This is a genomic window from Pseudobdellovibrionaceae bacterium, assembly GCA_023954155.1.
Classification (GTDB): Bacteria; Bdellovibrionota; Bdellovibrionia; order Bdellovibrionales; family UBA1609; genus JAMLIO01.
Genome location: JAMLIO010000006.1, coordinates 162,729 through 175,046, shown reverse-complemented (window position 1 = coordinate 175,046; position 12,318 = coordinate 162,729). Strand labels below are relative to the sequence as shown.

Sequence of the window (12,318 nt, the reverse complement as noted above, 5' to 3'; positions counted from 1 at the left end):
TCTCTACATATAGCCATAAGTTAGATTATGTTTTAGCATTTAGACATGAACAGTGAAGAGTCACAATGTCCAGAAAAAAAAACCAACTCCAGCCCAACAGCCAGATCGAAGGCTGACAGCTGGTTTGTCTTTCGAGAACAAAAACATTTTGGTCCTTTCACTACTAATAGTGTTCTGATCTTCTTAAGAAGGGGCTTTCTCTCTAAAGATCACCATGTATGGCAGCAAGGGCAGTCGACGTGGTCAAAGATTGCAGACATGGAAGTGTTCAATGTCCCTATCGCCGAGGAAGCTCTTAAAATGTCGGATGAGGAATTTGTGCAAATTTCAGGCATAAAGCGAGAGCATCTGACAGATTTTTATAAACAACATCAATCCCAAGCCCATTCAGAGCAGGCAGAATCTAAGGCCCGACTTACAGGCGTGACGGATTTGTATGAGTCCATCAAGTCAAAGTTAAACTTCAGAATCAAAGATGACATTACGGATATGGAAGGCGAGCGTATAGACCTTAATAAAAAAGCGAAAACGGAAAAAGTATGAAGCAAGGATATCAAAAAGACGATTTTTTAGACCTGTTAGATGAGCTAAGCGATACACTGACCGTATCTGACCTAGAGTTTGACATGGCTGGGGCGAGGCCAGCTGCACATTCACGAGCTGCTTCAGCGCCACCAATCTATGCTGAGACATCTCACTACAGACAGTCGCGCGCAGGGACTTTGGACTCACGTCATACCTCACCACAGACTGTTTCTCGAGACTCGCATTACGCCCAGTCTCAGGCCGTTTCTCAAAATTCACAACGCGTTCCCGCGCGCGCAGGATCTGTAGGAGTAGGACCCATGAATGCACAGTTAGAAAGACAGAACGTTCTTTTACAGAATAAAAACGCCAAGATGTTAGAAGAATACACTCGTCTTTTCCGTAGCTATAGAAAACAAGAACAAGAGCTTCAGAGCAAAGCTCAACAGATTCAAAAACTAGTGACAGAGTTAAACTCTAAAAGCAGCGCTGACACCAAAAAGACTCAGGCCGTAAACGATATTGTTCAAAAACTTAAAAAGATCAATGACCAGTACAAAGCAGAAAACTTCCGTCTCAAGCATCAAGAAGAAAAGATTAAAAAGACTTTAGCGCAGATGGAACAAGAAGGTCTTGCGGTGAAAGATCAAAGTCAAAAGATCAAGGCTGAAAACGATCGTCTTACGGTCTTAACTAAAAACTTATCTGAAGAGATCAAGCAGATCGCCGCCCATAAACAGTCGTATGTGGATGAGGTGAGGGGATTACAAAAGAAGCACTCTGAGCAACTTCGACTGATCGAAGAGCAAAAGCAAAGTTTGGTTAAGCTTGGGACTGAGCTTAAAACTAAAGCCACTGAAGGTGCAGAGCTTCATCAAAAACACTTGGTTTTACGAGAGCAAAATAAAACTTTAACTACAAATTTTGATGAACAGAGACGAGAGTTGGCTTCCTTTAAGACTCAAAACGATGAGTTACAAAGAGTTTTAAAAGAGTGTAAAACCGTCATCGAAAAACAAAAAGACCGTATTGCGGGCGAAGTGAAGTTCATTCAAAAGATTGATGCTTTAAACGCTGAAGTGGCTAAGAATAAAAAAGAAATCGAACGTCATCTGCAAAGAGTTTTTACTCTGGAAAAAGAGCTAAAATCCATGACGGCTGCCAAGCAGGAACTTGAAGAGCAACTCATGCAGACTGTGGCTCAGAAAAACACAGAGATTCAAGAAAGAATCAGAATGTACACTGAGGTGGTGAAACGCCTTCAGGATTTAGAGATTCAATTTGATGAAAAGACCAAGCAGATTGTATTTTTAAACAATGCCAACGAGACCTTGACCGAGACCATCTATCAACAGAAGTCCGAATTAGACAACGCCCAACTGGCGATCCAAAAAGAAGTGGACGAGAAGGCTCAAGCACTGGCCTTGATTGAGAGACTAAAAGAGCATGTCCAGAAGCTCAGTGATAGCCGTAAAACACAGCAGCATAAGATTGTACTCTTAGAAGAAAACTTAAAGCACGAGACCGCCACCATGAAGTCCTATCAGGAAAACATGGTTGAAGTGGAACAGACCTTGGCTGACAATGCCGAGCAGATCCAAGAGCAAAAACAAACCATTGAACAGCACATTCTTGAACTTGCTGAGCTTAAGGGCACAAAAGAAGACCTTACCCATCAGGTGACCAAGCTTAAAAAAATAGAGCAGGAACTAAACTATAATTTTGAAGAGTTAAAGCTTGCGCATAAGGATGCTGTGAGAGAAAAACAAACTCTTGAAAAACGTGCTGAACATCTTGAAACCAAGGTGGAACACCTTAAAGATGTAGGAAGTCGTGCGAGCCAAAGTTTGGCTGAAATGCAAAAAGAACTTTCTGCTGAACAGATGAAGAGTCGGAAATTAGAAAAAGAGCTTGTGGCTTTGCAGGCTAAGGTGGCTCATTTTGACGAAGATAAGAAGAAGATTTTAGCTGAGAATCATATCTTAAAGGCAGATGTGGAAACGGCAAACCATTCTGCAAGAGCTGCACAATCTATGGCCAAAGAAGTTGCAATGAAGGTGAAAGAGTACTTGCAACGTGAAAAAGAATACATGGCCAGAGAAAGTAAATTGGTGGATTACAGAAGTTGGTTAGATGCCAATAAAGGTTTCATTGCCGAGCAAGTGGAAGAGTGCATGGGAGTGATCCGTCAGACTCTTAATTTGAATCCTATGACCGAGTTTTTAAAAAGTTTAAATGCTGAGATCAGTAAGTTGGATGAACTTCTGGCAAGTCCCAATGTTTTCGGTTCGATTCGTGCCCATTATGAAGAGCTACGAACTAAGTTAGATGAGCAAAGACAGGTCAGCGAGAAACTCCTAAGTTCTTATAGCCAAGAAGTGGAAGTGAACACGCAGAAGCTAGAGATGGCCTTACAGCATCAGGACTTCTGGGAGGCTCCACCACTGCCACCTAAGGATCAGGCCATAAACAAAAACCAGGAGGACGCACCAAAAGAGACTCCCGTTACGGTTGAAGTTTAGCCGAAGGTGCAGTAAAAGTAACCCATGGAAATCTTTGAAATTGACGGGGCAAAGAACACCTTTGCTCTGCTTTCGTTTAAATCTGAAAAAGAACTGTTTGAGAAGAACAAAGCTCTTATTCTTTCTGCAAAGTTCATTCAAAACCTCAGTGCCACGGCCTTGGGTCACCCCGTTGATGGCGTGATCCTCTTGCTGCCAGAAGAGGTGCATGTAGGATCACCTCTTTCAAGGCCAGAGGCAATTTCAAACGAGAGTACGTCAGATATGGATTTAATGGGCCGAGCTACTGCAAAAAATGATGAGGCTTACCCCTATGATTTTACATGGAAGTTTTTTAACTCTGATGGCAGTCCTGCCGAGATGTGCGGGAATGCGGCGCGGGCGGTCAGTTGGTGGTTTTACAAACACATTGAGTCGAAACCACAGATTGCTTTCTTGGCTTCAGAAATTCCTATCAAGGCGCACATCTTGAGTGAAGAACAAGTGAGTGTGAGCCTGCGTCGAGTGGAATCTTTAGGGAAAACATCCACAGGGCATTATCTTTACAATTCAGGTGTTCCCCATCTGGTGGTGTTCATTCCTGATAATCCTGAAATTTATTCTGAAGGTGAAATTCATTTTGAAGACAGCCAGAGCTGGAAGGACCTCGCGAAGAACTTAAGATTTCCCAAAGAGTGGAATGAAAAAGGGGCCAATGTCACTCTGGTCTGGCCTACGCCCAGTGTACAAAAAGTGGGAGCGGTGACCTTTGAAAGAGGTGTAGAGAATTGGACCATGGCGTGTGGTACGGGAGCTATGGCCGCAGCCTATTACGCCCATGAACAGATGGGGTTTGCTTTCCCTATCGAAGTGCGTATGCCTGGTGGCGTTTTAAATGTAAATGACATGACAGAAAGTACCATTTTGAGTGGTCCTGCACGAATAATACAAAAAAAACAAATAGACCTTGCTGAATTTTGGTAAAAGCGTCTAAATGGGCCTAAGCTGTGAATGAGGAAGAGACGTGGCAGAGTATAAACTAAAAATAAGTAAAAAAGTGATTGAAGCAACAGATGCTGTATCTTTGTATTTTGAAATTCCGTCAGACGCTCGCGAAAAGTTTTTAAAATATAAGGCCGGTCAGTTTGTGGGTATTCAAGCTGACATCAATGGTGAAAAAGTGGTGCGCAGTTATTCCTTAAGTTCATCACCAGAGGTGGATGACACCTTGTCGGTGACTTTAAAAAAGGTCCCACAGGGTAAGATGTCCACATACCTTGTAGATCAAGTCCAAGAGGGAGAGAGCTTGATTGTAACCCCGCCAGTGGGGATGTTTACGCCAGGATCTTTAGATCGTCATCATATTTTATTTGCAGCAGGAAGTGGAATTACCCCCATATATTCCATGATTCGTTCTTTGCTTAAGCAAGGAGCACCACGAGTCACTTTGATTTATTCCAACAAAGACGAAGCTTCAGTTATTTTTAAGTCCACATTAAAACAATTAGAAGAGACCTGTCCGCGTTTCAGCGTGAAGTGGGTGTTTACGGGGCAGACTCCAGATTGGGAGAATGTCTCTTCGGGAAGACTTGGAACCACCATTTTAGAAAGACTTTACCTTTTATGGCAAAGCCCTGAAGACCCTATTTTTTATATGTGTGGTCCCGAAGGTTTTATGGAAGCCATTGAAGCTTTCTTGGGACAAAAAGGTTATGATCATTCACAGATCCGCAAAGAAAGTTTTGTGACCAGTGCCTCTTTAGATTTAGAAAACACAGATGATGTCATCGTCGGAAAAACCGAAGGCCAAGAGCTGGGACCTTGTGAAAAGATCGAAGCTGAAATTGATTTTACAGATGTGGAAGTCACTCCCAACGAAAACGAAACTGTCTTAGAGGCTTTACTTAGAGAAGGCTTTGATCCTCCCTACTCTTGTCTTGAGGGCACTTGTATTTCTTGTCAGTGCACAGTTTTAGAGGGGGCCATTCGGCAGCCTGACACGGGGATGTTGATGCCCGAAGACTATAAAGACGGGAAAACTTTGTCCTGCCAGGCGATCCCCATCACCAAGCGTCTTAAAGTCCGTTACGAGTTTTAACTTTAAGATTCTCTATACCCTTCGATGTCGACCTCAGAGGCGAGCAATGCGTATCCGACGCGCGTTGGCCTGTGGGACCGAAGGTCACAGAGGGTAACGCGTGCCGAAGACGCTTTGCACCCGCTCTGCTGCGTCGGCATCGAAGGGTATAGAGAATCTTAAAGTTAAAACTCGTAACGGACTTTAAGGCATCTAGCCTTGGAGTTCTTTTAAGAAGTTGTACAGTTCAAAAAGAATATTGGGTGGGATTTCGTGGCCGCCGTCAAAGATGTGAATTTTGTGGTGGTTGGATTTGGCGATGTCTTTAAAGTGCAGGGCTCCTTGGACGGGTAGGACGTCATCAAAGCGGCCGTGGCTTTGGAAGATTTTTAGGTTTTCTAGAGTTTGAGTTTTCCATAGGCCTTCGCGAATGACGGTACCAGAAAGGTAGAGTAGGGCTAAGGGTCTTAGTTTTTTCTCATACAGATGGTCTGTAGCAACCATGGCACCTTGGCTAAAGCCTCCGAGGATCATATTGTTTTCATTAAGGTACTTTTCCTGAAAAAAGATTTCCAATGTATCTTGTAAATAATCAATATTTTCTGGTGTGCGGCTATAGTACTCTTCAAATTTATTTTGCAAAATCAAATTTTGAAAATGCGCAATGTTCACGTCAAACCATGCTCGACCATTGATCATGGCAAGCTCTGGTGGACTGAGTGGGGCTTCAATAAAAATCCAATTCAAATTTAGAGCTTCAAATTCTGCGATTTGTGCAATTCCTGCAAGGTCTCTGGCATTAGCACCATAGCCATGAAGTAAAACTACGGTGGGGTAGTCCACATCATTAAAAAACTCAATATAATTTAAATCTGATTTTGACTCTTTTAAATACTTCATGCTTACCTTAATTTCACTATTTCACTATTTCACTATTTCACTATTTCACTATTTCACTATTTCACGTCACAATAATTCTAATTCTAATTCTAATTCTAATTCTAATTCTAATTCTAATTCTAATTCTAATTCTAATTCTAATTCTAATTCTAATTCTAATTCTAATTCTAATTCTAATTCTAATTCTAATTCTAATTCTAATTCTAATTCGGCTGTTCGGCTAGAATAGTTTTGACTGCGGCTTTTTCGAGACGATTTAAAATACTTTGCCAAGCTTCGGTGTTTTTTTGTGTCTGATCCCAATAAATGTAAAGAATGTCGGCCTGCTCCCCTTCTTCCAGAAGCTGTCGATAGATGTATCTAGCTGCCAGCAGCGGATCATTGTGAAGGGCAATCTCGTGGATGTTGAGTTTATGCAGTCGCTCGTTGAGTTTGTATTTTTGTAGAAAAGAGATTTCTAAATTTTTTTGCAAAGCCTGTAAACGCAAGTGTGGTGGTAAATCACCAGAGCCCCGAATCAAAAATAAAGGTTTTTGTGGCTGATAATGCTCTTTCATGGACCCAGGGCCTTGGGCATTAAAGTTGGTGGTGATTTCAAAGTTCCAGTGAGGGATGCCGCGCATATCTTCGGCTGTGATCATTCCTGGACGTAAAATTTCTACGGTATGAGGGTCGATCTGGCGTACGATAGTGGACTCAATCCCCACTTGGCATTCGCCACCGTCTAAAACTTTAAGGTCAGGGAAGTACTGCTGCACCAAAGCGGCTGTTGTAGGGCTGGTTTTTTTAAAAGGGTTTGCGCTGGGAGCGGCAAGTGGAGTACCAAGCCTAGCAATCACCTCAAGGGCAGCACTATGACGAGGCATTCTGACAGCCACAGTATCTTGCCCTGAAGTGATCAAGTCTGAAACAGCTTGTGGATTTTTTGGAAAGACCAAAGTCAGAGGGCCAGGCCAAAAGTGTTCAGCTAAAGTGACCAGTGCTGGAGAGTTTTGAGTTTGGGCCACTTGATGTAGCATACCTAAGTCACTGATATGGACGATCAGGGGATCGTATAGAGGACGCTCTTTAAGTTTAAAAATATGTTCCAAAGCTTGGGGATTGTCGATAGGGGCCGCAAGTCCGTAGACGGTTTCTGTCGGAAGAGCGACAAGTTCGCCATTTTTCAAGGCGTTAACCGCTTCATTTGCAGTGATAAAAGAAGGGGGTGTACTCATTCCTAGGTGTTAGCGAGAAATCCTTGAATTAGCAATTAAAAGTCACTGAAATTTAAGGGACTTAACATAAATCCCTGAATAGGCTTTGTGTTCTCAATTGGGTTTGGGTCTTTACAAATACTTGTCTTGCTAAACACAGGGGATCACGTTAAACGGTGGCTACTATGGCAAAACAAAAGATCAAATCCTTAAAAAAGTCTCTTAAAATTATGTTGTTGGGTTCAGGCGAGCTAGGCAAAGAATTCACTATTGCCGCTCAGAGGTTGGGTCTTACTGTGATCGCGGTAGATAAATATGAAGGGGCTCCCGCAATGCAAGTGGCTGATCGGTTTTATGTGATCGATATGCTTGATGGGAATGCCTTAGAAAAGACTGTCGATCAAGAAAAGCCAGATTATATAGTTCCAGAGATTGAGGCTATTCGCACAAGTAAGCTTTTAGAGCTTGAATCCAAAGGATACAACATCATTCCCTCGGCTAAAGCCACTAACTTAACGATGAATCGAGATGCTATTCGAGACCTTGCGGCTCGAACCCTTAAAGTTAAAACACCAAAGTTTGTTTATGCTACAAGTTTAGAAGAATTAAAAACCATATCTAAAGAGATTGGTTTTCCGTGTGTACTTAAGCCTGTGATGTCTTCTAGTGGTAAAGGTCAAAGCGTGGTCAAGAAGGCTGCGGATTTAGAAAAGGCCTGGAGTTTTGCATTGCAAGGCATGCGCGGTGATCAAGAAAAGGTGATTCTTGAAGAGTTCATCGAGTTTGAATCTGAAATTACTTTGCTCACCATCAAGCAGATTAAGGGACCTACAAAGTTCTGTGCCCCCATTGGTCATCGTCAAGAACGTGGAGATTATCAAGAGTCATGGATGCCTGCCAAAATCAGTCCTGCGAAACTTAAGAAAGCTCAAACGATGGCAAAGAAAGTGACTGATGCGTTAGGGGGAGCTGGAATTTTTGGAGTCGAATTCTTTTTAACAAAAAAAGAAGTGTACTTCTCTGAACTGTCACCGCGTCCTCATGATACGGGTATGGTGACTATGATTTCGCAAAATTTAAATGAGTTTGAACTGCATCTGCGTGCGATTCTGGGTTTGCCCTTTGATCAACTTAAAACTTATGGACCGTCTGCTTCTGCGGTGATTTTGGGAACAAGCACTCAAAAAGATCCTGAATTTGAAGGTGCGGACAAAGCGTTAAAGGTGCCTACGGCTGATATTCGCCTATTTGGTAAACCAGAAGCCCACCAATATAGGCGTTTGGGTGTGGCTTTAGCGCAAGGCAAGAATATCAAAGAGGCACGTAAACGTGCGTTGAAAGCCGCTCAAGCCATTAAGGTAAAATAAGTTCTAGACAGACTCAGAAGGACATACTTAAAATATCTAGGATGCGTTTTTTATTTGTATGTTTAGGAAACATTTGTCGATCTCCCACCGCTGAGGCCGTATTTCGTGCCAAGCTGAAAGAAAAAGACTTACATGATCTTATGAAGTGTGATTCTGCTGGGACTAGCGCTCATCATGAGGGTGAACCAGCAGATGCCCGCTCTAGAGAGCACGCTGCGCTTCGAGGTTATGATCTGACCAGTTTATCTCGTCCTCTGCGTGAATCTGATTTTGCAGAGTTTGATATGATTCTGGTCATGGATGATAATAATTACTTTGATGTTATGCGTATGGCGAGAGACAACCCCATTTACAAGGCTAAGGTGCATAAGTTTACAGATTTTTGCACCATTCATAATGTAGACAAAGTCCCAGACCCCTACCATCGCGGAGACGAAGGCTTTGAATTGGTTCTAGATATCATCGAAGATGCCAGTGAGGGGCTTTTGTGCAAAGTCATAGAAGACCAAAAAAATAAAAAACGCTTATAAGCTTATTTTTGACAAGACTTACAAAAGTAAGTGGCTCGTCCTGAAAGTTTAAGGTGAAAAATTGGATGCTTACATGTCTTGCACGACAGACCTTCTTTATCATAGACTGCCCATGTATTTTGAAACCCACCTTTTTCGCCGTCGACTGTGCGATAATCTTTAATGGTGCTTCCACCTAATCGAATGGATTTTTTAAGAATTCTTTTAGTGTGTTGTAAGATCTGTTTCCATTGAGTTTCAGTGACTTTATGGACTGGTCGTAGGGGGTGGAGCCCACAGGCAAATAAAACTTCTGAGGCATAAATATTACCGATGCCCAAAATATTTTTTTGGTCCATCAGCCAGGTTTTAATGGGTTGTTTTTTGCCTTGGGCTTTAAGCCAAAGGTCATTGGATTTGATGTCATCTAAAATAGGGTCGGGACCAAATTTTTTTAATAGTTGGCCTGTGTGAAGTCCTATGTAACCAAACCTTCTGGGATCGTTGTAAATCCAATTTTGATCCTTCCACGATAAAATCAGGTGGTCGTGTTTTATGGGGCGATGGATCTTTTCCACGCGCCAGTGCCCCGTCATACCCAGATGTGAAAATAAAGAAAGATGATCAAAATTAAAGATCAAAAATTTACCTCGTCGTTCAAGATTTAAAAGACAATGATTCTTCAGAGACAAAAGTTCTTTGCGTGGCAAAGGAAACCGCAAGTCTTTGCGTAAAAGGGTCACCTTTGTGAGCGGTTTTTTTGTTAAATACTGATTCAGTCCCAAGCGGACATTTTCAACTTCTGGAAGTTCAGGCATAAGTCATTTAACTACTTGAGATGGTTATTTATTGCAAGAGTGTTCATGCCGCCCTTGCTGTTCAACTTTCATCATCCCATCGGGAAGCAAATTTCTACTAAAAACCATTGCAGTCCCACACATTTATTGAATATCTAGCTGCTTGTGATTTTCAAACCGATAATGGACACAAGCAATAAACCAAGAAAAAACAGACGAGACATTGTGGCGGGTTCTTTGAATAAAAAGATTCCAAGCAAAGCCGCCCCTAAGGCTCCAATGCCGACCCACACACCATAAGCGGTCCCAATAGGTAGAGCCTGACTTGCGCGAGCTAGTAAAAACATGCTGATGGCCAAAGTAACAAGAGTGAAAATGCTGGGTATAAGTTTAGTAAAACCATCTGTATATTTAAGGCCGATGGCCCAACAGACTTCAAAAAGACCTGCGATAATAAGAATAATCCAAGACCAAGTTGCTGACATAACGACTCCTTTGTTGAAAGAGCCGTCTTTGCTATCCTGGTACGGTTCTCCTCGTCAGGGGCGTCTTCGCCATTTTTCTATACCCTCACTCTATCGCTATTTATTGGTAAGCGCAAAACATATTCATAAGTCTTGTTTTGAAACAGGCGGGTTTTTAAGTCGCTGAAACCCTGTTAAAATCTAGGGATGACTGTGTTTGTAAAGTTACTCACGTTAATCCCAGTTCTGACACTGGTTTCCTGTTCAAACCTTAGACCCCAATCTTCATTTGATGGGTTAAATGTACTTGCTCCTGTGGATGAAGCTTACGTGAATACAGCAGCCCTTACTGTGTCTGGAGAATGTAGAAGCGGTACAACCATTGCGGTGTCTGGGGATGTACTCACTCCGCCAGTAGAAGCGTCTTGCCTTAACTCTGAGTTCACTCTGGTTGCGAATTTGACAGCAGGCCAAGGTTTAAAAAACTTAACTGTTGTACAACGAGCAGGAAGCACAACATCTGAGCCTGTGGAGTTGAGTGTCACTCTAGACACGGCGGCTCCAGCGGTACCAACGATCACATCACCTATTGCTAATGCTCATTTTAATCAAGCCTCCCAATCGGTAAGTGGTGCATGTGAAACAGATGCCACAGTTCAGATCACGGGCAACGTGCTTTCACCGCCAGTCACTGAGACATGTCTTGGTGGGAGTTACTCTATTGGCGTGACATTCACGAACAATGATGGAGCTAAAACCTTTACTGTGAGGCAAGTAGATCGAGCAGGAAACGCGTCTTCAACGGTGAGCCGCACCATCACTATTGACACGGCTTCGCCAGCGAATCCTGCTTTTACTACACCCGCAACAAACAATTTTTACGTCAACAATGTAAGTCAAACAGTTGTGGGGACATGCGAGGCCAGTGCGACAGTATTGATCACAGGAAGTGGTGTTGTAGATATACCTGCTAATCCTTTACCTCTAGAAGTGACTTGTAGTGCTGGCGGTACTTTTACTCGTGCTTTAACTCTCACTGCGGGTGAAGGGACTAAAACTGTAAGTATCACCCAAGTGGATAGAGCAGGAAATATATCAGGAACAGCATCGAGAAACTTTATTTTAGATACAACATCACCAGCAAACCCAGCGTTTACAACACCTGCTACAAATGGTCAGATTGTCACTTCAACAAATCAAACCGTGGCGGGTACCTGTGAGGCGAGTGCTACAGTAGGAATTGCGGGTGCGGGAGTGAGTGGGACTTTTACAGCAACTTGTAATAGTAGTGGTATTTTTTCAAGGGTCATCACGCTCACCGCAGGAAATGGAACAAAAGCGGTCACCTTATCTCAGGTTGATAGAGCTGGAAATGCGTCGGGAACCGTATCAAGGAACTTTACCTTACTTATAAGTTCAGGTTTACGTGCACAGCACCAACACAGACAAAATGAGTTCCAAGATTTAAGAAAAGAAGGGATAGATCTTTCTTCTAATAGGTCAGTAGCCATTACTGCCGCAATAGCCGCTCTTGTGACTAATATGGAAGCACTATCTTTGCCTCCTACGGGAATTCAAAATTTGAATCTCTTTTTGGAAAAGGCTCTGTTTGATCTCTTACCGTTGTTGATCGAGCAAAGCGTGATTGAAAAACATCTCCCCACAGAGCAACAGATAAAATGGCTGATCAATGATGAGGGGCAGCTTACACCTCTGTCCCATTATTATCTGCACCAGCTTTTATATGTCGTATTTGAGTGTGAAGCCAAAGAGGAGCCTTCTTTGATGGAAGCTCTTGACCCTTCTGTTTTAGAGGCTCTAAGGGATATAGCCCTAAACTATGGGTTGGCGTACAAGTCAGAATTTAAATCTTATGGTAGCTGTAAACTTTAGTATTTTATAATTTTTATCAATGCAACTGTATTAAAATGATAACATCACATTAGGAAAACATTTGCGAAACACTATCCATATAAGTCTTA

11 protein-coding genes are annotated in these 12,318 nt (G+C 42.5%); 7 read left to right on the top strand and 4 right to left on the bottom strand.

The genetic code is table 11. The annotated features are described in order from the left end of the window. The first annotated feature begins 45 nt into the window (after positions 1 to 45). From M9899_08740 to M9899_08725, 4 genes are read left to right on the top strand one after another with little or no spacing between them, the layout of a single operon-like run. Complete coding sequence (locus M9899_08740; protein MCO5114249.1) at positions 46 to 543, top strand: DUF4339 domain-containing protein; 498 nt, start codon at positions 46 to 48, stop codon at positions 541 to 543. After that, the gene (locus tag M9899_08735; protein ID MCO5114248.1) at positions 540 to 3,047 is read left to right on the top strand and encodes a hypothetical protein; all 2,508 of its coding nucleotides are present in this window, start codon (positions 540 to 542) and stop codon (positions 3,045 to 3,047) included. Before M9899_08740 ends, M9899_08735 begins: the two co-directional genes overlap by 4 nt. A 24-nt stretch (positions 3,048 to 3,071) precedes the next feature. Continuing rightward, complete coding sequence (gene dapF, locus M9899_08730; protein ID MCO5114247.1) at positions 3,072 to 4,010, top strand: diaminopimelate epimerase; 939 nt, start codon at positions 3,072 to 3,074, stop codon at positions 4,008 to 4,010. Positions 4,011 to 4,050: 40 nt separating this feature from the next. Next, positions 4,051 to 5,124 (top strand): ferredoxin--NADP reductase, encoded by a 1,074-nt coding sequence (locus M9899_08725; GenBank protein ID MCO5114246.1) that lies wholly within the window; start codon positions 4,051 to 4,053, stop codon positions 5,122 to 5,124. 192 nt (positions 5,125 to 5,316) lie between these two features. On the opposite strand, the gene M9899_08720 is transcribed toward M9899_08725, so the two are convergent. Together M9899_08720 and M9899_08715 are read right to left on the bottom strand one after the other, a co-directional pair. Next, positions 5,317 to 6,003, bottom strand: a complete 687-nt coding sequence (locus M9899_08720) for a hypothetical protein (protein ID MCO5114245.1) — start codon at positions 6,001 to 6,003, stop codon at positions 5,317 to 5,319. Positions 6,004 to 6,206: 203 nt separating this feature from the next. Next, positions 6,207 to 7,220 carry an L-threonylcarbamoyladenylate synthase gene (locus tag M9899_08715; GenBank protein ID MCO5114244.1) on the bottom strand — a complete coding sequence of 338 codons (1,014 nt, stop codon included), beginning with the start codon at positions 7,218 to 7,220 and terminating at the stop codon, positions 6,207 to 6,209. Between the two features lie 164 nt (positions 7,221 to 7,384). On the opposite strand from M9899_08715, the gene purT reads away from it, so the two are divergent. Both purT and M9899_08705 read left to right on the top strand, forming a co-directional pair. Next, positions 7,385 to 8,566, top strand: coding sequence for a formate-dependent phosphoribosylglycinamide formyltransferase (purT, locus tag M9899_08710; protein ID MCO5114243.1), 1,182 nt, complete (start codon positions 7,385 to 7,387; stop codon positions 8,564 to 8,566). A gap of 41 nt (positions 8,567 to 8,607) precedes the next feature. Further along, positions 8,608 to 9,096 (top strand): low molecular weight phosphotyrosine protein phosphatase, encoded by a 489-nt coding sequence (locus M9899_08705; GenBank protein ID MCO5114242.1) that lies wholly within the window; start codon positions 8,608 to 8,610, stop codon positions 9,094 to 9,096. Between the two features lie 2 nt (positions 9,097 to 9,098). Here the strand turns inward: M9899_08705 and mutM are convergent, their stop codons facing one another. Both mutM and sugE read right to left on the bottom strand, forming a co-directional pair. Next, positions 9,099 to 9,893: a bifunctional DNA-formamidopyrimidine glycosylase/DNA-(apurinic or apyrimidinic site) lyase gene (gene mutM / locus M9899_08700; GenBank protein MCO5114241.1), complete on the bottom strand. Its 795-nt coding sequence runs from the start codon at positions 9,891 to 9,893 to the stop codon at positions 9,099 to 9,101. A 134-nt stretch (positions 9,894 to 10,027) separates the two neighbouring features. Beyond that, a complete protein-coding gene (gene sugE, locus M9899_08695; protein MCO5114240.1) occupies positions 10,028 to 10,357 on the bottom strand; it encodes a quaternary ammonium compound efflux SMR transporter SugE in 330 nt (109 codons plus the stop codon). Positions 10,358 to 10,549: 192 nt separating this feature from the next. On the opposite strand from sugE, the gene M9899_08690 reads away from it, so the two are divergent. Continuing rightward, on the top strand, positions 10,550 to 12,229 hold the full coding sequence (locus tag M9899_08690) for a hypothetical protein (GenBank protein MCO5114239.1): 1,680 nt from the start codon (positions 10,550 to 10,552) through the stop codon (positions 12,227 to 12,229). Positions 12,230 to 12,318: the final 89 nt, after the last annotated feature.